The sequence below is a fragment of the Ideonella sp. genome (assembly GCF_036277275.1).
GTDB lineage: Bacteria > Pseudomonadota > Gammaproteobacteria > Burkholderiales > Burkholderiaceae_C > Ideonella.
Genome location: NZ_DASUNH010000018.1, coordinates 1 through 18,275, shown reverse-complemented (window position 1 = coordinate 18,275; position 18,275 = coordinate 1). Strand labels below are relative to the sequence as shown.

Here is an 18,275-nt window from a genome sequence, read left to right as displayed (position 1 = left end):
TCATCGCGGAGTTGGCGCTTCGTACAGCTCCAAGGGCAGACCATCCGGATCGGCAAGAAAGGTGAAACGCCGGCCGGTGTATTCGTCGACGCGGATCGACTCGACGAATACACCCTGGGCCTCGAGGGTTTGCTTGCACAGCGCCACATCGTCGACGGCGAACGCCAGGTGGCGCAGGCCTTGCGCCTCGGGGCGAGACGGGCGTGCAGGCGCGCCCGGAAATGAAAACAGCTCGACCTGCGAGCCGTCGGGTAGCCCCAGGTCGAGCTTGAAGGATTGCCGCTCGACGCGGTAGTTCTCGGCGAGGACCGCAAGCCCCAGCGTCTGGGTGTAGAAGCGCTTGGAGACCTCGTAGTTCGAGCAGATGATCGCGGCGTGGTGGATGCGTCGCAGCATGGGGATCGGTCGGTGCAATTCGGGCGGCCATGCCCGGCCCACATTGTGCGGCCCCGGGTAACGGCGCCACGAGCGTTGGCGGCGCCTCGCTTCAGGCCGTCCCACGCCTCGGGTCGGACAACGCCCACAAGGATCGTCGCCGCCAGCCGACGCGGCGCCAACCACTTCTCGCCGACGATGCAGGTCAATTTGCAACGCAGGAGAGAACCCGATGTCAGATGTCGCCTTGGAGACAGTGCCCACGTCGTTCGGCAACCTCAAGCCGGTGGGCCACGTGCTGGTGGCCCTGCGCACAGCGCAGGCCGAGGACCGGCTGGCCGTCGCGCTGCAATCGGCGGGCATTGCGCGGCAGAACATTCAGCGCATCGCGCCCAAGGAAGCCGAAGACGAACTGGCCGAGCTGATCGACAAGGCCAGCGGTGCCTCGGGCTTCGGCTACGAGATCGTTCTGATGCGGCGCTATCTGCAGCTCGCACGCGAAGGCTGCAAATGGCTGCTGGTCAAAGTGGGCAGCGGCGACCAGGCGCAGCGCGTCGGCGAGTTGGCGGCCGAGCACGACGCCGCGAGCGCCGTTCACTACCGAACCTTCGTCGAAGAAGACCTGCTGAAGTACGGGGATTGAACCGGCTCGGCAGCTGACGGGCCGCATGGCAGCCCGGCGACTGACGCGCCGGGTCTTCGCCATGCGGCTCGGACAGACCCTCCACAACCTGACACTCTGTTCGGTGGCCACGCATCGGGCGTGCCCGCTGCATGACGGCTGTGTTCGGCGGTTGGGTGAGTCGCCTGGGGTTTGTCGAACCCCCATGCTCCTTCTGCAACCGCGCTGGTCTGCATGATCGCGGCCGTGCCCGCGCGCTGGCGATCACCCATTCGGGGGGGGTTGCGCGAAAGCGACGGATCGTGGTGATCTATTGCCGGTCTGTGCCCGGCGCGGCACCGCTGTCCTGCGACCGGGCCCGTGCCGGAGCCGGCAGACACCGGATCCGGCGGCTCGGCGCCGCGTTCACAACGCCGCGACCTTTCGCTCCGGCTCCCAGCTGCCGCCGAGTGCGCGGATCAGGCCAACGGTCGACTGGAACTGCGCCACGCGCACCTGCACCTCTTGCCGGCGGCTGCGCAGCTCACTGCGCTGGGCATCAAGCAGCTCGAGCTGGCTGACCAAGCCGTTGCGGTAGCGCGATTCGGACAGCGTCGTCGCACGGGTGGCCGACTCGACCGCCCTCGCCTGCGCCTTGGAGCGCTCATCCAGCGAGCGCAGCAGCGCCAGTTCGTCCTCGACCTCGCGGAAGGCCGCCAGCACCTGCTGCCGGTACTCCGCGAGACTCAGCTCCAGCGCGCCCTGCGCGGCATCGACACCGGCCTGTCGCCGCCCCCCATCGAACACCGGCAACGACAGCAGTGCACCGACGGCCCAGCTGCGCGCCGACCACTTGAATACATCGGACAGCTCGGGCGAGGCATAACCGCCCGACGCCGTCAGCGACAGGTTCGGGAACCAGGCCGCCTGCGCCACGCCCACGCGAATCTGCGCCGCCTGCATCTGGCTCAGGGCCGCGGCCACATCGGGCCGACGGGCCAGCACAGTGCTGGGCACACCCGCGGGCACCGCGGGCACGGTGCCGCGCCAAGGCGCCGGCTCGATCGCAAAGCCGGCCACCGTGTCACCCACCAGCACGGCGATCGCATGCTCCAGCAGCGCGCGACGGGCATCCAGCGCCAGCGCTTCCGATTCGGTCTCGGCCAGTTCGGTGCGCACCCGCGCCACATCCAGCTCGGCCACGTCGCCGGCACGCCGGCGGCTTTCGACCAGCCGCAGCGTGTTGCGATGCGCCGTCAGTGTGTCGCCGACGATGCCACGCTCCACGTCCAGTGCACGCAGCAGGAAGTAGCTCTGCGCCACATCGGCCTGCGCCATCAACCGCGTGCTCTGCAGCAGCGCGTCGCGTGCCTGCGCGTCGAGCGTGGCGGCCTGGGCCGAGCGCGACAGGCGGCCGAACACGTCGGCCTCGTACGACACGCTGGCGCCGGCGCTGCCCAGGTTGGCAGGCTGCCATCCGGTGTCCGGGCCGGACAGGCGTTGCACGCCGGCTGACACGCCGATCTGCGGCCAACGCTCGGCGCCGGCGCGCCCGAGCAGCGCCCTCGCCTGCGCCAGGCGCGCCGCAGCGGCCTGCACGCTGGTGTTGCGCTCGCCAGCCCGCTCGACCAGCTTGTCGAGCACCGGGTCGGCAAAGGCTTGCCACCAGGCCCCCCGTGGCTGCGCCTCGGCGGGCGCGGTCGGCACCCACTGGGCACCTGGAGCAGCCGCCTCCTTGAAAGCGGCCGGCACCACCGGCAGCGCCGCGGGGTCGATGGCCGGGGCGCTGGCGCAGCCCGCCATCAACAAGGCCAGCGCCAGGGTCGACACGGCCCAGGAAGGTTTCAGCGTCTTCTTCATGTTTCATGCCTCGAGATCGGGGCGGCCGGCGCTGGTTTCAGCGGCCCGCCACCATGGGGTTCAGAGCTGCCGGCAAAACCGTCGAGGTGCGGCACCTCGCCGTGCAGCTTCAGCGGCCGATTGCCACTCAGCGCCCGCAGCGCGACGTAGAACACCGGCGTCAGGAACAGGCCGAACGCCGTGACGCCGATCATCCCGGCGAAGACCGCAATGCCCATCGCCTGCCGCATCTCGGCGCCGGCACCGCTGGACACCACCAACGGCAGCACGCCCATCACGAACGCCAGTGAGGTCATCAGGATCGGGCGCAACCGCAGCCGGCTCGCCTCGATCGCGGCTTGCACCGGCGTGCGGCCGGCAAACTCCAGCTCACGGGCGAACTCGACGATCAGGATCGCGTTCTTCGCCGACAAGCCGACCAGCACCATCAAGCCGATCTGCGTGAAGACGTTGTTGTCGCCCTTGGACAGCCACACGCCGGTCATCGCCGCCAGCAGCCCCATCGGCACGATCAGCACGATCGCCAACGGCAGCGCCAGGCTTTCATACAACGCCGCCAGCACGAGGAACACCAGCAGGATCGCGAGCGGGAAGACCCACACCGCCGAGTTGCCGGCCAGGATCTCCTGGTAGGTCAGCTCGGTCCATTCGTAGCCGATGCCGGGTGGCAGCGTCTCGGCCGCGATGCGCTCGACCGCGTCCTGCGCCTGGCCCGACGAGTAACCCGGCGCCGGGCCGCCGTTGATGTCGGCCGACAGGAAACCGTTGTAGCGCATCGCCCGCTCCGGCCCGAAGCTGGGCTTCACGTTCATCAGCGCCGACAACGGCACCATCTCGCCGCTGGCCGAGCGCACTTTCAACAGGCCCACGTCTTCGGCGCGTGCGCGGTGCGGCGCATCGGCCTGCACGCGAACCGAGTAGGTGCGACCGAACTTGTTGAAGTCGTTGACGTACAGGCTGCCGAGGTAGATCTGCATCGTGTCGAACACATCGGTCACCGCCACGCCCAACTGCCGGGCGCGGGTGCGGTCGATGTCGGCGTACAGCTGCGGCACGTTGACCTGAAGGCTCGAGAACATCCCGGCCAGTTCCGGCGTCTGGTAGGCCTTGGCCATGAAGGCCTTGGTGGCACCGTCGAGCGCCTCGTAGCCGAGCGAGCCGCGGTCTTCCAGCTGGAGCTTGAAGCCGCCGGTGGTGCCCAACCCCTGCACCGGTGGTGGCGGGAACATCGCGATGAACGCGTCCTGGATCGCACCGAACTGCTGGTTCAGCGCACCGGCGATCGCCGCGCCGTGCAGCTCGGGCGAACGACGCTCGTCAAACGGCTTCAGCGTGACGAAGACGATCCCCGAGTTCGAGCTGTTGGTGAAGCCGTTGATCGACAGACCCGGGAAGGCGATGGCGCTTTCGATGCCCGGCTGCTTCAGCGCGATCTCGCCCATGCGGCGGATCACCTCTTCGGTGCGGTCGAGCGTCGCCCCATCGGGCAACTGCGCAAAGCCGATCAGGTACTGCTTGTCCTGCGCCGGCACGAAGCCGCTGGGCACGCTGCGGAACAGCAGCCCGGTCAGCAGCGCGAGCACCAGGTACATGCCGATCATCAGTGCCTTGCGCGAAACGACGCGCTGCACGCCACCGCTGTAGCGCTCGGCGCTGCGGCCGAAGAACCGGTTGAAGCCGCGGAACAGCCAGCCGAACCAGCGGTCCATGCCGCGTGTCAGCGCGTCCTTTGGTGCGCCGTGCTGTTGCAGCAGCAGGGCCGACAAGGCTGGCGAGAGTGTCAGCGAGTTGATCGCCGAGATCACCGTCGAGATCGCGATCGTCAACGCGAACTGGCGGTAGAACTGCCCCGTCAGGCCGCTGATGAAGGCCAACGGCACGAACACCGCGATCAACACCAGCGCGATCGCAATGATCGGGCCGGACACTTCGCGCATCGCGCGGTAGGTCGCGTCGCGTGGGCTCAAGCCGGAGGCGATGTTGCGCTCGACGTTCTCGACCACGACGATCGCATCGTCGACCACGATACCGATCGCCAGCACCAGGCCGAACAGGCTCAGCGCGTTGATCGAGAAACCGAACAGGTGCATCACCGCGAAGCTGCCGATCACCGACACCGGCACCGCCAGCAGCGGGATGATCGACGCCCGCCAGGTCTGCAGGAACAGGATCACGACCAGCACGACCAGCGCGATCGCTTCGAGCAGCGTGTGGATCACCGACTCGATCGATGCTCGCACGAACTGCGTCGGGTCATAGACGATGCGGTAGTCCACGCCTTCGGGCATGGCCTTCTTCAATTCGGCCATCGTCGCGCGGACCTGGTTCGAGATCTCGATCGCGTTCGAGCCCGGCGCCTGGAAGATGGGGATCGCGACTGCCGGCTTGTTGTCCAGCAGCGAGCGCAGCGCATATTCCGACGCACCGAGCTCCAACCGGGCTACGTCGCCCAGCCGCGTCACAGCGCCGTCGGCACCGGTCTTGACGATGATGTCGGCGAACTCTTCTTCGGTCTGCAAGCGGCCTTGCGCGTTGATCGACAGCTGCAGGTCGACACCCGGCAAGCCCGGAGAAGCACCGACGACACCGGCTGCTGCCTGCACGTTCTGCTCGCGGATCGAGCGCACCACATCACCGGCCGAGAGCCCACGCTGCGCGACCTTCTGCGGGTCGAGCCAGACGCGCATCGAGTAGTCGCCCGAGCCGAACAGCAGCACCTGGCCGACGCCCTGCACGCGCGCGAGTCGATCCTTGACATTGAGCACCGCGTAGTTGCGCAGGTAGGTCATGTCGTAGCGCTCGTTCGGCGACATCAGGTGCACGACCATCGTCAAGTCAGGTGCGCTCTTGACGGTCGTCACCCCGAGCCGGCGCACCTCCTCGGGCAGCCGCGGCTCGGCCTGCGAGACGCGGTTCTGCACCAGTTGCTGCGCCTTGTCGGGATCGGTGCCGAGCTTGAAGGTCACGGTCAGCGTCATCAGGCCATCGGTCGTGGCCTGGCTGCCCATGTAGAGCATGCCTTCGACACCGTTGATGGCCTCTTCGAGCGGCGTCGCCACCGTCTCGGCAATCACCTTCGGGTTCGCGCCCGGGTACTGCGCCCGCACGACGACCGAGGGCGGCACGACCTCGGGGTACTCGGAGATCGGCAGGGCCTTGAGCGCGATCAGGCCGGCGATCAGCATCAGCAGCGAGAGCACACCGGCGAAGATCGGCCGGTCGATGAAGAATTTGGATAGGTTCACGGGAAGGCTCCCTTGTTGTTCTGTTCGTTCAAGATGGCTTGGCCTCGCTGCGGGCAGCTTGCAGCTCGGGCTTCGCGTCCATCGCCACGTTCTGCGGCGCGAGCAAGGCCCCCGGGCGCACCCGTTGCACGCCGTTGACGACGATGCGCTCGCCCGGCTTCAAGCCGGCGGTGACGATGCGCAGGCCATTGACCGATGCGCCCAGCGTCACCTCGCGGTAGGCGGCCACATCGCCCTTGTCGACGACGATCACGAAGCGCTTGTTCTGGTCGGTGCCGACGGCACGCTCGTTGATCAGCAGGGCCGCCGCCGTGCTGGCCTGGCCCATGCGCAGCCGCGCAAACTGGCCTGGCATCAGCGCGCCGTCGGCGTTGTCGAACTTGGCGCGCACGCGCACCGTGCCGCTCTTCGCATCGACCTGGTTGTCGACCAGTTGCAGCTGGCCGCGGTACGGCAGATCGGTGCTGCCGGCCGTTCCCAGCTCGACCGGGATGCGCTCGATATGGGCGCGCGCACTGGCACCACCCGGCAGGTCCTTCAACGCACGGGTGATCAGTTGCTCGTCGGCGTCGAAGCTGGCGTAGATCGGGCTGACCGAGACCAGCGTCGTCAGCACCGGTGCGCCCGGCCCGGCCGCGACCAGGTTGCCGACAGTGACCTCGATCTTGCCGATGCGGCCCGAGATCGGCGCTCGCACCTGGGTGTAACCGAGGTTCAGCTGCGCCGTTTGCAGCGCGGCTTGCGCCGCGCGAAGGTTGGCCTGAGCCTCGCGCAGCGCATTGGTGCGTTCATCCAGTTCGCGCTGTGCGATGGCCTGCTCTTCCCACAGGCGCTCGGCGCGGGCATGTTCGCTTTGCAGGTGGGTCACGCGGGCTTGCGCGGCCGCGGCTTGGGCCTCGGCGCGCTCCACGTCGGCCTTGTAGGGCGCCGGGTCGATGGTGGCCAGCAGGTCGCCGGCCTTGACCAGCGAGCCTTCGCGGAAGTGCAGCGCCTGCACCGTGCCGGCCGCGCGCGAGCGGATCTCGACCCGCTCGACCGCTTCGAGCCGGCCGGAGAATTCTTCCCACGCCGCGACCTGGCTCTGCGCCACGGTGGCCACGGAAACCGGCGTGGCCGGCGGCGCCGCGGCCGGTGCGTTGGCCACGGCCGGGCCGCCCTGCAGGCCGAAGATCGTGATCGGAACCGCGGCCACCGCAGCGAGCGCCGCGCTGATCGTCCAGGCGGTGGTCTTGCGGGAACGCGTGGGGTTGGAAGTGGGCGAGGTCATGGGGTTCTCCTTTGGATGTCGTTCAGTTCTTCAGGGGTTCGGTCGGCAGCCCTTGCATGAAGAAGCGCAGGCGCTCGCGTGCGACAGCCACCCAGGCCGGGTCGCATGGCGGCGGTGCCTCCATGAAAGGCGTTGGAAAGTGGGTCGGCGGCGGCAACATCAGGCGCACGACCGGCACGCCCTCGCCCCGCAGGCGGCTGGCGTAGACCGTGGTTTCGTCGCGAAATGGGTCGTCGGCCGCGCTGAACAACAGGGTCGGCGGCAGACCGGCCAGGCGCGCGGCGGCCCCGGGTGTGGCGTAGGGGTGCAGTGCGTCGTTGGCGTGTGGCAGGTAGTCGTGCCAACCATCGGCCCAGCGACATCCCACCGGGCCGGCTTGCGCCCGCCGCAGTGAGGCCGTGGCCACGCAGACATCGAGCATCGGCGAGAACAGGATCTGGCCGGCCAGCGGCGGGCCCGCGCGGTCGCGCGCCATCAAGCTCGCCGCGGCGGCCAGATTGCCGCCAGCCTCTTCACCGGCTACGAAAATTCGTGACGCCGCACCGGCCCAGGCGCGGCGGCGCTTGTGCAGATGCGCCAACGCCGCATGAGCGGCCTCGGCGGCCTGGGGGAACGGATGTTCGGGTGCCAGCGGGTACAGCAGCGACATCACTGCAGCACCCGCGCTGTGCAGCAGGCGCACGACGCAGGGCACACCTTCGCCCGGTGCACTGACAAATGCCCCGGCGTGCAGGTGCAGCACCAGCGGCGCGTCGGCATCCGTGGCGCGGTACAGCAGCGCGGGGCAATCGGCTCCGTCACCCATCGGAATCGACAGGCGTTCGGGGGTGATCAACAAGGGATCGGCGGTGCCGGACATTGCGTGGGTGCTCATGCTGAAGACAGTGCACGGAAGATAGGGCGCTCTCGCTGGCCAACAAATAGCCCCGCAGCTCAAGGACTATTTCAAGCCGAAGAACAATGCGCCGCAGACCGACTGGAGATCGAATGGACAAGCTGGCCGCCATGCAGGCTTTTGTGCGTGTCGTTGAAGCGGGCACCTTCACCAAGGCCGCCGACACGTTGTCACTGCCCAAGCCGACCGTCACGCGTTTGGTGCAATCACTGGAAGCCGAACTCGAAACCCAATTGCTCAAGCGCACGACCCGGCGCGTGACGGTGACGCCCGACGGTGCTGCCTACTACGACCGCGCAGTGCGGTTGCTCGGCGAAATCGACGAGCTGGAATCGAGCATGACGCGCGCCAAAGTCAGCCCACGCGGGCGGCTGCGAATCGATGTCGGTTCGACCGTGGCGCAATTGCTGGTGATCCCGGCGCTGCCCGATTTCTACGCGCGCTATCCGCACATCCAGATCGACATGGGCGTCAGCGATCGCCCGGTCGACCTGATCGGCGAAAACGTCGATTGCGTGTTACGGGGTGGCGAGATCACCGACCAGTCGCTGGTCGCGCGCCGCATCGGCGACTTTCACCTGATCATCTGCGCGTCGCCCGATTACCTGAAGCGCCACGGCACGCCGCAGCACCCGAACGATCTGGAGGACGAAAGCCATGCCGTCGTCAACCATTTCGCTCACCGCACCGGCCGCATCTACCCCTTCGTCTTCGGCAAGGACGGCGAAAAGCTCGAGGTTCATGGCCGGCATGCCCTGTCGGTCAACGACTCGAACGCCAACCTGGCCGCCGGCCTGGCGGGCCTGGGCATCGTGCGGCTGGCCACCTTCCAGGCCGCGCCCTACCTGGCCTCCGGTGCGCTGCAGCCACTGCTGCTGGACTGGTGCGCCGATTCGGTGCCGCTGCACGTGGTCTACCCGCCCAACCGGCACCTGAGCGCCAAGCTGCGCGTGTTCGTGGACTGGGTGGCTGAGCTGTTCGCCCGCAGCGACCTGATCCACCGCAAGTGCAGCCTGCCCAAGCCAAAGCCCGAGGCGTTGAGAGCGCCGGCGCCGCAGCCAGCCGATGCGCTGGCCACGGTCGACTGACCAAGCCGCGCAACAGGCTGCCCGCCCGGGCAGCACTTTCCGACCCTGGGTTGCGCCGTTGCCCTACAGCACCGGCGGCGCCGTTGCGCCACCCTTGAAGGACTCGACCGTCCAACAAGGAGATTCGCATGCACTCGCCCGAGATCGACAACATGGCCAAGTTGTGGGACCTGATCGGCGACATCCGCCTCGCGATGTTCACCACCCGTCACCACAACGGCCACCTGCATTCGCGGCCGATGACGACCCAGAATTCGCGCGCCGACCACGACACCAAACTCTGGTTCTTCATGTCGCGCCATGGCAGCCCGGTGGCCGAATTGACCGGCGAGGCCAGCGTCAACGTGGCCTACGCCAACCCGGGCAAGGACACCTACGTCTCGGTGTCGGGCAACGCCACCGTCGTCGACGACGTGGCCAAGAAGCGCCAGTTGTGGTCGAAATCGGCCGAGGCCTGGTTCCCCGGCGGCCCGACCGACCCCGACCTGGCGCTGGTGCGCGTGGACATCACCCACGCGCACTTCTGGGACGTGCACGAGAACAAGCTGGTCCAGCTGTTCGAGATGGGCAAAGCCGCGGTGACCGGCCACCCGGCGCCGAAGCTGGGCCGCCAGGGCGAGGTACGGATGGCGTAGCTTTCACGCGCCGCGCGGCCCGCAGGCGGCGCGGCCAGGGCGCATACTGTATAAACATACAGAATCGCACCTGGCCCTGGTTTGATGCCCGACGCACCACCTGGCGACCCCCCTGACGCCCGCCCCGCCGCCGCCCCGCCCCTGACCGTTGCCGTTCGCACCCTGTGCGAATTTGCGGCCAAGCACGGCGACCTGGACGCGCGCTTCACGCCGGCACCCACCGCCGAGCAAGGCCAGGCGGGACACCGCACCGTGGTGCAGTCTCGCGACGCCGGCTACCGCGGCGAGGTGAGCCTGCAGGGCACGTATCGGCATTTGCAGGTCCGCGGCCGTGCGGACGGCGTGCACGTCGAACGCCAGCTGGTCGAGGAGATCAAGACCTATCGAGGCGCTCTGTCACGCATGCCGGCCAACCAGCGCGACCTGCACTGGGCCCAGGCCAAGGTCTACGCGTGGCTGCTTTGCGAGAAGCACCAGGCAGACGCCTGGAACGTGGCCCTCGTCTATTTCCACGCCGACCGGCAACAGGAAGCGCCGCCACTGGTGCAACGGCTGGAGGCCGCCGAGTTGCAGCGCTTCTTCCAGGCGCTGTGCGAGCGCTACATGGCCTGGGCCGAGAGCGAGGCCGCGCACCGCGCGCGGCGCGACGCCAGCCTGACCCGGCTGGCCTTCTTGCACGGCACGTTCCGCGAAGGTCAGCGCGCGTTGGCCGAGGCGGTGTTCCGCGCGGCTCGCCACGGCCACTGCCTGGCGGCCCAGGCGCCTACCGGCATCGGCAAGACCGTCGGCACGCTGTTCCCGCTGCTCAAGGCCATGCCCGAGCAGGCGCTGGACAAGGTCTTCTTCCTGACCGCCAAAGGTTCTGGGCGTCGCGTCGCGCTGGATGCCGCCGACTCGATCTGTGCGTCCGGCGCCAGGCCCTTGCGCGTGGTCGAGCTGGTGGCGCGCGACAAGGCCTGCGTGCACCCCGACAAGGATTGCCACCCCGAGTCCTGCCCCTTGGCCCGCGGCTTCTATGACCGGCTGCCGGCTGCGCGCAGCGAGGCCGCCGGGCACGCTGGCAACCTGTCGAAGCAGGCGCTGCAAGAGATGGCCGAGCGCCATGCGGTATGCCCCTACTACCTGGGGCAGGAGATGGCACGCTGGGGCGACGTGGTCGTCGGCGACTACAACCACTTCTTCGACATCAGCGCGTCGCTGCATGCGATGACGCTGATCCATGGCTGGCGCGTCGCCGTGCTCGTCGACGAGGCGCACAACCTGGTCGAGCGCGCCCGCAGCTGCTACACGGCCGAGCTGGACTGGGCCTGGTTCGCCGCGGCACGCGCGGTGGCGCCGGCCGAGCTGAAAAAGCCGATCGAGCGCGTGGCGCGCGCCTGGCGTGCGTTGGCGCGTGAACAACCGGCGCCGTACCAGGTCGTGCCTCAGCCGCCCGCGGCATTGGGCGCGGCGCTGGCCGCCTGTACCCAAGCGATCGGCGACTTGTTGGCAGACGGCATCGACGGCCCGCACGCCCTGCCCAGCGCGCTGCTGGAATTCCATTGGGCGGCGCTGCACTACCTGCGCCTGTGCGAATCGTTCGATGCCTCGCATTCGCTGGTCGATGTGGCGACCCGCGCAGCCCCAGGCACAAGCCGACACAAGGCTGGGCAGTCGACGCTGTGCGTGCGCAACGTCACCCCGGCGGACTTCCTGCAGCCGCGCTTCACCGCGGCCCGCAGCGTGGTGCTGTTCTCTGCCACGCTGGCGCCGACACGCTTTTATGCCGATACGCTCGGCCTGCCCGAGAGCACGGTGTGGCTCGACGTCGCTTCCGCCTTTTCAGCCGACCAGTTGAAGGTGCGCATCGTGCCCACCGTGTCGACGCGCTTCAACCGGCGCGCCGACAGCATCGCGCCAATCGTCGAGCTGATCCATCGCCAGTTCGAACAGGAGCCCGGCAACTACCTCGCATTCTTCAGCAGCTTCGACTATCTGCAGCAGGTGGCCGCCGCCTTCGAGGCTCGCTACTGCGAGGTGCCCATCTGGCAGCAAACCCGGCAGATGGACGAAACGGCGCGGCAGGCCTTTCTCGACCGCTTTGTTCCGCAAGGCCACGGCGTCGGTTTTGCCGTGCTCGGCGGCTCTTTTGCCGAAGGCATCGATCTGCCCGGATCGCGGTTGATCGGTGCCGTGATCGCGACCATCGGCCTGCCGCAACTGAACCCGGTCAACGAGGCGTTGCGCGAGCGGCTCGAGCTGCGCTTCGGCGCGGGCTTCGAGTACGCCTACCTCTACCCCGGCCTGCGCAAGGTGGTGCAGGCCGCCGGACGGGTGCTGCGCACACCCACCGACCGCGGCAGCGTGCACCTGATCGACGATCGCTTTCGGCGCGCCGACGTGCGGCGACTGCTGCCAAGTTGGTGGCGCGTGGAGACGCTCGCGCCGCCACCGCCGAATCCCCGGAATACCCCTACAGCCACTGTCGATATCATTGCCCCCCGATGACTATCCTGGCCCGAAGATCCCTCAATGCGGCGCTGGCCGCCTTGGCGGCACTGTTCACCGGCCACGCCGGGGCGGCACCGGCTTCGGCCCCGCAAGCAACGGCGCCTGCGTCATCGGTCTCGTCGGCGCTGGCCGGCTCGGCGGTGCTGCGCAAGATCCGCGACACCGGCGTCATCGTGATTGGGCACCGGCTGACATCGGTGCCTTTCTCGTACCTCGATGCCAAGCTGCGGCCGGTCGGGTATTCGGTCGACCTGTGCCAGAAAGTGGTCGACGCGATCCGCGCCAAGCTCGAGCTGCGTGACCTCGAAGTCAAGATGGTCGCCGTCAGCTCAGCCACCCGCATGCCGCTGGTGGCCAACGGCACGGTGGATCTCGAATGCGGCGTGACCACCAACACGGTCGAGCGGCAAAAGACCCAGTCGTTCTCGGTCACCACCTTCGTCGCGGCCAGCCGGCTGCTGGCGAAGAAGGAAAGCGAGATCCACACGCTCGACGACCTGCGCGGCAAGGTCGTTGCGTCGACCATTGCCACCACCAGCATCCGCTACCTGAACAACCTCAATGAGGCGCTGAAGCTGGACATGAAGATCGTCGCCGGACAGGACGACACCGACGCTTTCCAGATGGTGCAAGCCGACCGTGCCGTGGCCTTTGCCATGGACGACGTGCTGCTGCGCAGCCTGATCGCCACCGCGCCGAACCCGTCCGACTACACCGTCTCCGACGACACCTTGTCGATCGAGCCGTACGGCATTGGCCTGCCGCGAGAGGACCCCGCGTTCAAGCAATTGGTCGACGACACGTTGATGAGCCTGTACCGCAGTGGCGAGGTCTACTCGATCTACAGCAAGTGGTTCCTGTCGCCGATCCCGCCCAAGGGCATCAACCTGCGCATGCCGATGAGCGAGCCGCTGCTGCGCGCCATCCGGCAGCCGACCGACTCGCCGGATCCTCAGGACTATCGCTAGATATCCGCAAGGTGGCGCGCGAGCCTGCAGACTCACAATTACACACCACTAACTCGTTAGCAAGGCGCATACTGAGCGATCGGAACTTCGGTCCACAGGAGTCGCCCATGCTGATCGCACGCCTTCTCGTCGCCGCTCTCGGCGCCACCGGCCTTTGCTGCTCGGCCGCCACCTACCAGCTCGAGTACGTCTCGAAGGCCTACTCGGCCTTTTATGCCGGGCTGAACCGCCATGGCGCCGTGTCTGGCCAGACAGACATCGGCAACCTCACATTCCAGGCCCACGTCTACGAAAACGGCAGCATCCGCCTGCTGCAGGCCGTCGGCGACGGCAACACCGGCAAGGCGATCAACGACCGCGGCGATGTCGCCGGCGAGTGCCAGCAGAACGATCGCGTCAAGGCTTGCCTCTGGCGGGCCGACGGCAGCGTGCGCGCCTTCCGCGGACCCGATGGCCACAAGGACTACATCACCGTCGCGGATGTCAACAACGCCCAGCAGGTCGTCGGCTACGCGCAGAGCCGGCAGGGGCCGATGCGGGCCTATCTGTTCGACAACGGCGTATCGAAGGACCTCGGCGCCTTCGATGGCGTCACCTCCCGCGCCACCGGCATCAACAAGGCCGGGCACGTCTCGGGCTACTCAACCAATGCCAACGGCGTCTTTCACGCCTTCATCCACGATGGCACCCAGCTGAAAGACCTGGGAACGCTGGCAGACCACAGCTTCGCGGAAGACCTGAACGACGACGGCGTGGCCGTCGGCCGGGCCGACGTGAGCAATGGCGAGCGGCACGCGGTGATGTTCAAGGGCGGGCAGATCATCGACCTGAATCCGCTGGGCGGCGAAAGCCAGGCGATGGCCATCAACAACCACGAGGTCGTGGTAGGCCAATGGGGGCCGGTGGGTTCGAGCGCGGCCTTCGTCTACAAGCACGGCCGCATGATCAACCTGAACCACCAGCTGGATCCGGTCACCGGCGAAGGCTGGCGTCTGGTCAGCGCCGTGAACATCAACGACCGCGGACAGATCGCCGCGATTGCCAAACGCGAGCCCTACGACTTCCACGTGGTGCTGCTCACGCCGATGGACTGAACCCTTGCCGGTGATGCACCGGCCGGTTCGGCGGGCTTGAAGCGGCCGAACCCGCCGCGAGCGTCAGCGATAACGGTCGACGTCGATGTCGTGCCGGTGCAGCTTGTCGTAGAGCGTCTTCTTCGCGATGCCCAGCGACTCCATCACCTTGGGCATGCGGCCCTGGTGCTGGCGCAGGGCCTGTTCGATCAGCGCCTTCTCGACCTTGTCCATCTGCTGAGCCAATGTCACCGGAGCCACGCCGGTCGTGGCGGAGGTCAGGTCGCCGATCTCCAGCACGAAGCGGTCGGCCGCGTTGCGGATCTCGCGCACATTGCCGGGCCAGTCGTGCGCCATCAGCTCGCGCAGCTTCTCGGGCGTCATCTCGGGCGGGGCCAAGCCGTAGCGTGCGCTGGCCTGGCCGGCAAAGTGCTCGAACAACAGCGGGATGTCCTCGCGCCGTTCACGCAGCGGCGGCAATTCGAGCACCGCCACGTTCAGCCGGTAGTACAGGTCGCCGCGGAACTTGCCCTCGTCGCTGAGTGCGCGCAGGTCGCATTTGGTGGCGGCCACCACGCGCAGGTTGACCGGCACCTCCTCGTTGGAGCCCAGTCGCTCGATCTTGCGTTCCTGCAGGATGCGCAGCAGCTTGATCTGCATCTGCATCGGCATCGTTTCGATTTCGTCGAGCAGCAGCGTGCCGCCGTTGGCGTGTTCGATCTTGCCGATGCGGCGCTTGGCGGCCGAGGTGAACGCGCCCGGCTCGTGGCCGATCAGCTCGCTCTCGAACAGCGTCTCGGGCAGACCGCCGCAATTGATCGCGACGAAGTTGCGGTCGCGCCGGTTGCTGTGGTCGTGCAGGCAGCGGGCGACCAGCTCCTTGCCCGTCCCGGTCTCGCCGAGGATCATCACGTCGGCCGAGGTGTCGGCCAGTCGCACGATCTTGCGCCGCAGCTCCTGCATCACCGGCGAATTGCCCAGCAGCACCGATTCGATGCCGCTGCGCTTTTGCAGCTGGGCGCGCAAGTCGTCCAGGGCGACGCGCAGCACACGCTTGTCCAACGCGCGCACGGCCGTATCTACGAAGCGCTCGGGCGCGAACGGCTTCTCGATGAAGTCGTAGGCACCGGCGCGCATCGCCCGCACGGCCATCGAGACATCACCATGCGCGGTGATCAGCACCACCGGAATGCCCGGGTCGGTGGCGACCACATGGTCCAGAAGCGCCAGGCCGTCCATGCCGGGCAGGCGCACGTCGGTGACGACGATCAACTGGGCGCCCGCCGCGATGTGCGGCAACGCGTCTTCGGCCGAGCCGCAGGGCTGCACATCCAGCCCGGCCAGCTCCAGCGTCTGCGTCAGGCTCACCCGCACCGGCGGGTCGTCTTCGACAAAGAGGACCTTGAACCCCTCAAACATAGGCTTCCTTGCTTACTGCTTCCAGATCGAATTCGAACACCATGCCCTGCTCAGTGGGCAACGCGCGCAGCGTGCCGCCGAACTCTCGCACGATCTTCGATGAAATCACCAGGCCCAGGCCCAGCCCTTGTCCCGCCGGCTTGGTGGTGAAAAACGGCTCGAACAAACGTTCGAAGTTGGCCTCGGGGATGCCCTCGCCGCTGTCAGCCACCTGCACGGCGACGCGCTCGTCGTCGCCAACGCGGGCGCTGACCCGCAGTTGCTTGTCGGGCGAGCAGGCCATCGCGTCCAGCGCGTTGGTGCACAGGTTCAGCAGCACCTGCTCCAGCCGATTGGTGTCGGCCCGCACCTGCAGTCCGGCCGGCACGCTCACCTGCACCTGGATGCGTTCGGCGCGCAGGCGGTGCTCGAGCAGCAGCAACACGTTGGCCACGGCTGCCGCCAGGTCCACGGGTTGCGCAATGCTGCCGCCCTTGCGTGCAAAAGACTTCAGTTGCAGCGTGATGCGTCCCATGCGCTCGGCCATGTCGTCGATCAGCTTCAGGTTGTCGGCCACCGCCTGCGTCCGGCCACTTTGCAGCAGCAGCGCGGTGTTGCGCGACAGCGCCCGCAACGCCGTCAGCGGTTGGTTGATCTCGTGCGAAATGCCAGCCGACATCTGGCCCAGCACCGCCAGCTTGCCGGCCTGCATCAGCTCGTCTTCGGCCTGCAGGCGCTGCGCGATCTGGCGCTTCAACTCGTCGTTGGTCGTGCGAAGTTCATGGGTACGCTCGTCAACCTGACGTTCGAGTTGGTCGTGCGCCTGCTGCAGCGCATTGCGCGCCTTGAACAGCTGTTGCATCGCGCGCCGACGGTGCAACCAGTACAACGCCAACAGCCCCAGCACCGCGCCACCGGCGCCGCCGCCCCAGGCCGCGTAGCGCGCCTGGCGCCACACGTCCGACGGGTCGGACAAGGTCATCAAGCGCACCGCGAGCGGCACCACCGGCCGCTCTTGCGCCAGATGCAAGCTGTGCCCCGCGCTTTGCACATCTGCCAGGCGGACCACCGTCGACCCGGGCTGTGCGCTGCGCTCGACCGACATGCCCAGCGGCGCCAGCGTGGCGCCGGCATAACGGCCCTGCGCCTGCAGTGCCTCGACATTGACCGAGCCCAGCATGCGGTACTTCCACGCCGGCACCGACGACATGATGACCACGTCGTTCTGGTCGAGCACCAGCAACTTCTCGCTCAGCGAGCGCAGGCCCAGGTCGACCCAGGTGGCCTCCAGCGGCGCGAGGCTCACCTTGACGACGATGTGGCCGCGGTAGCTGCCCGCGCGGCGCACGGCGTGGACGAAGTAGTAATCGGTCGTGCCGTCGGATTCGTTGGAGGCGAAGAAGTCGGTCGCATCTTCGCCCAGGCTGCGCGCCGCTTCAGGCAGCGGCGTGCGCCCGCCGGGCACGTCGCCGCCATGGCGTTGGTAGCCGTTGCTGGCAGCCAGCGCTTCGCCATCGGCCGCGGTCACGAAGATCAGGATCGAGCCGGCGCGCACGTTCACGCGCGCCAGCTTCAAGCGCGCACGTTGCTGAACCTGCGCGTTGTGCGGGTCATCGAGCAGCGCCTGCACATCCTCGTCGATCGCGATCAGGCTGGGCAGATAGGCATAGCGGGCCAACTCGGTTTCGAGGTTCGACGCGTACAGCTCCAACCGCTCGCTCGCCACTGCCGCCAGGTCGGCCAGGCCGCTGCGTTCACTGATGCGATAGCCCATCACCATGCCGACCACGACGAGCGCCACGGTGAGCAAGGCAATCAGTTGGGGGGCCGCCCGCTGCAGCTGCAAAGCGTGGGGCGAAAGAGAGGCAGGGGTCGGCATCAGGCACCGTAGTGTGCCCAACTCGCGCCCGCCCGTGGGTCAAAGCCTGTGGCTTCGGTGCACTGTCGGCGGCCTCGAACGGCGCTCGAAAACAGCCGCCAGACACGGTGGGCGGAAATCCACACCGCCACTTTTGGCCCCAGTGCGGATTTCCGCCCTGTTTGCTCGTGGCCTCTGCGCTTCAGAGGCCGAAATGGGGTCCAACAGGCCTTTTTTGTCCGGGCTTACCCGCGGAAAAAACATGTTGGCACAACCTGTGCTCTATCAGCCGCGGTGGCCGGCAACGGCCGAAGCGAAAGCAACTCAATGGACATCTTCGTACAACAGATCATCAACGGCTTGGTATTGGGGAGCATGTATGCGCTGGTCGCGCTGGGGTACACGATGGTGTACGGGATCATCTCGCTGATCAACTTTGCGCACGGCGAGATTTTGATGGTGGGGGCGCTGACCAGCTGGACGGTGGTGCAGGCCTTGGCGGACTCGGGGCTGCCGGGCTGG

At 67.6% G+C, this 18,275-nt stretch carries 14 protein-coding genes; 7 read left to right on the top strand and 7 right to left on the bottom strand.

Going from position 1 to position 18,275, the window contains the following annotated elements; genetic code table 11:
• The gene (locus VFY73_RS03785) at positions 1-396 is read right to left on the bottom strand and encodes a VOC family protein (RefSeq protein WP_329716579.1); all 396 of its coding nucleotides are present in this window, start codon (positions 394-396) and stop codon (positions 1-3) included.
• Positions 397-607: 211 nt separating this feature from the next.
• Between VFY73_RS03785 and VFY73_RS03780 the strand changes: the two genes are divergently transcribed.
• The gene (locus VFY73_RS03780; protein WP_329716578.1) at positions 608-1,018 is read left to right on the top strand and encodes a hypothetical protein; all 411 of its coding nucleotides are present in this window, start codon (positions 608-610) and stop codon (positions 1,016-1,018) included.
• A 384-nt stretch (positions 1,019-1,402) separates the two neighbouring features.
• Here VFY73_RS03780 and VFY73_RS03775 read toward each other — a convergent pair whose 3' ends face one another.
• The 4 genes from VFY73_RS03775 to VFY73_RS03760 are packed head-to-tail and all read right to left on the bottom strand — an operon-like array spanning position 1,403 to position 8,222.
• Entirely contained in the window at positions 1,403-2,836 is a 1,434-nt protein-coding gene (locus VFY73_RS03775; protein WP_329716577.1) for an efflux transporter outer membrane subunit, read from the bottom strand.
• Entirely contained in the window at positions 2,833-6,081 is a 3,249-nt protein-coding gene (locus tag VFY73_RS03770; protein ID WP_329716576.1) for an efflux RND transporter permease subunit, read from the bottom strand. The genes VFY73_RS03775 and VFY73_RS03770 overlap by 4 nt, the downstream gene beginning before the upstream one ends.
• A gap of 28 nt (positions 6,082-6,109) precedes the next feature.
• Complete coding sequence (locus tag VFY73_RS03765; RefSeq protein WP_329716575.1) at positions 6,110-7,348, bottom strand: efflux RND transporter periplasmic adaptor subunit; 1,239 nt, start codon at positions 7,346-7,348, stop codon at positions 6,110-6,112.
• Between the two features lie 22 nt (positions 7,349-7,370).
• Positions 7,371-8,222 carry an alpha/beta hydrolase fold domain-containing protein gene (locus tag VFY73_RS03760; protein ID WP_329716574.1) on the bottom strand — a complete coding sequence of 284 codons (852 nt, stop codon included), beginning with the start codon at positions 8,220-8,222 and terminating at the stop codon, positions 7,371-7,373.
• A 113-nt stretch (positions 8,223-8,335) separates the two neighbouring features.
• On the opposite strand from VFY73_RS03760, the gene VFY73_RS03755 reads away from it, so the two are divergent.
• The 5 genes from VFY73_RS03755 to VFY73_RS03735 all read left to right on the top strand — a co-directional run bounded on the left by VFY73_RS03755 (position 8,336) and on the right by VFY73_RS03735 (position 14,518).
• Complete coding sequence (locus VFY73_RS03755) at positions 8,336-9,331, top strand: LysR family transcriptional regulator (protein WP_329716573.1); 996 nt, start codon at positions 8,336-8,338, stop codon at positions 9,329-9,331.
• 128 nt (positions 9,332-9,459) lie between these two features.
• Positions 9,460-9,966, top strand: a complete 507-nt coding sequence (locus VFY73_RS03750; protein WP_329716572.1) for a pyridoxamine 5'-phosphate oxidase family protein — start codon at positions 9,460-9,462, stop codon at positions 9,964-9,966.
• Positions 9,967-10,050: 84 nt separating this feature from the next.
• On the top strand, positions 10,051-12,453 hold the full coding sequence (locus VFY73_RS03745) for an ATP-dependent DNA helicase (RefSeq protein WP_329716571.1): 2,403 nt from the start codon (positions 10,051-10,053) through the stop codon (positions 12,451-12,453).
• Positions 12,450-13,424 carry an amino acid ABC transporter substrate-binding protein gene (locus VFY73_RS03740; RefSeq protein ID WP_329716570.1) on the top strand — a complete coding sequence of 325 codons (975 nt, stop codon included), beginning with the start codon at positions 12,450-12,452 and terminating at the stop codon, positions 13,422-13,424. Before VFY73_RS03745 ends, VFY73_RS03740 begins: the two co-directional genes overlap by 4 nt.
• A gap of 107 nt (positions 13,425-13,531) precedes the next feature.
• Positions 13,532-14,518, top strand: a complete 987-nt coding sequence (locus tag VFY73_RS03735) for a hypothetical protein (RefSeq protein ID WP_329716569.1) — start codon at positions 13,532-13,534, stop codon at positions 14,516-14,518.
• Between the two features lie 63 nt (positions 14,519-14,581).
• Here VFY73_RS03735 and VFY73_RS03730 read toward each other — a convergent pair whose 3' ends face one another.
• Together VFY73_RS03730 and VFY73_RS03725 are read right to left on the bottom strand one after the other, a co-directional pair.
• Positions 14,582-15,916, bottom strand: coding sequence for a sigma-54 dependent transcriptional regulator (locus tag VFY73_RS03730; RefSeq protein ID WP_329716568.1), 1,335 nt, complete (start codon positions 15,914-15,916; stop codon positions 14,582-14,584).
• Positions 15,909-17,774: a sensor histidine kinase gene (locus tag VFY73_RS03725; RefSeq protein ID WP_329716567.1), complete on the bottom strand. Its 1,866-nt coding sequence runs from the start codon at positions 17,772-17,774 to the stop codon at positions 15,909-15,911. The genes VFY73_RS03730 and VFY73_RS03725 overlap by 8 nt, the downstream gene beginning before the upstream one ends.
• Before the next feature lie 306 nt (positions 17,775-18,080).
• Here VFY73_RS03725 and VFY73_RS03720 point away from each other — a divergent pair.
• Positions 18,081-18,275 (top strand): ABC transporter permease subunit (locus tag VFY73_RS03720; protein WP_414654385.1); only part of this gene is annotated, 195 nt, incomplete at its 3' end.

Excerpts from the sequence above, each read along its gene's own strand:
- VFY73_RS03735 (WP_329716569.1), top strand. The coding sequence starts at position 13,532 with ATGCTGATCGCACGCCTTCTCGTCGCCGCTCTCGGCGCCACCGGCCTT.
- VFY73_RS03760 (WP_329716574.1), bottom strand. The coding sequence starts at position 8,222 with ATGAGCACCCACGCAATGTCCGGCACCGCCGATCCCTTGTTGATCACC.
- VFY73_RS03775 (WP_329716577.1), bottom strand. The coding sequence starts at position 2,836 with ATGAAGAAGACGCTGAAACCTTCCTGGGCCGTGTCGACCCTGGCGCTG.
- VFY73_RS03725 (WP_329716567.1), bottom strand. The coding sequence starts at position 17,774 with ATGCCGACCCCTGCCTCTCTTTCGCCCCACGCTTTGCAGCTGCAGCGG.
- VFY73_RS03745 (WP_329716571.1), top strand. The coding sequence starts at position 10,051 with ATGCCCGACGCACCACCTGGCGACCCCCCTGACGCCCGCCCCGCCGCC.
- VFY73_RS03750 (WP_329716572.1), top strand. The coding sequence starts at position 9,460 with ATGCACTCGCCCGAGATCGACAACATGGCCAAGTTGTGGGACCTGATC.
- VFY73_RS03740 (WP_329716570.1), top strand. The coding sequence starts at position 12,450 with ATGACTATCCTGGCCCGAAGATCCCTCAATGCGGCGCTGGCCGCCTTG.
- VFY73_RS03730 (WP_329716568.1), bottom strand. The coding sequence starts at position 15,916 with ATGTTTGAGGGGTTCAAGGTCCTCTTTGTCGAAGACGACCCGCCGGTG.
- VFY73_RS03785 (WP_329716579.1), bottom strand. The coding sequence starts at position 396 with ATGCTGCGACGCATCCACCACGCCGCGATCATCTGCTCGAACTACGAG.
- VFY73_RS03755 (WP_329716573.1), top strand. The coding sequence starts at position 8,336 with ATGGACAAGCTGGCCGCCATGCAGGCTTTTGTGCGTGTCGTTGAAGCG.
- VFY73_RS03765 (WP_329716575.1), bottom strand. The coding sequence starts at position 7,348 with ATGACCTCGCCCACTTCCAACCCCACGCGTTCCCGCAAGACCACCGCC.
- VFY73_RS03780 (WP_329716578.1), top strand. The coding sequence starts at position 608 with ATGTCAGATGTCGCCTTGGAGACAGTGCCCACGTCGTTCGGCAACCTC.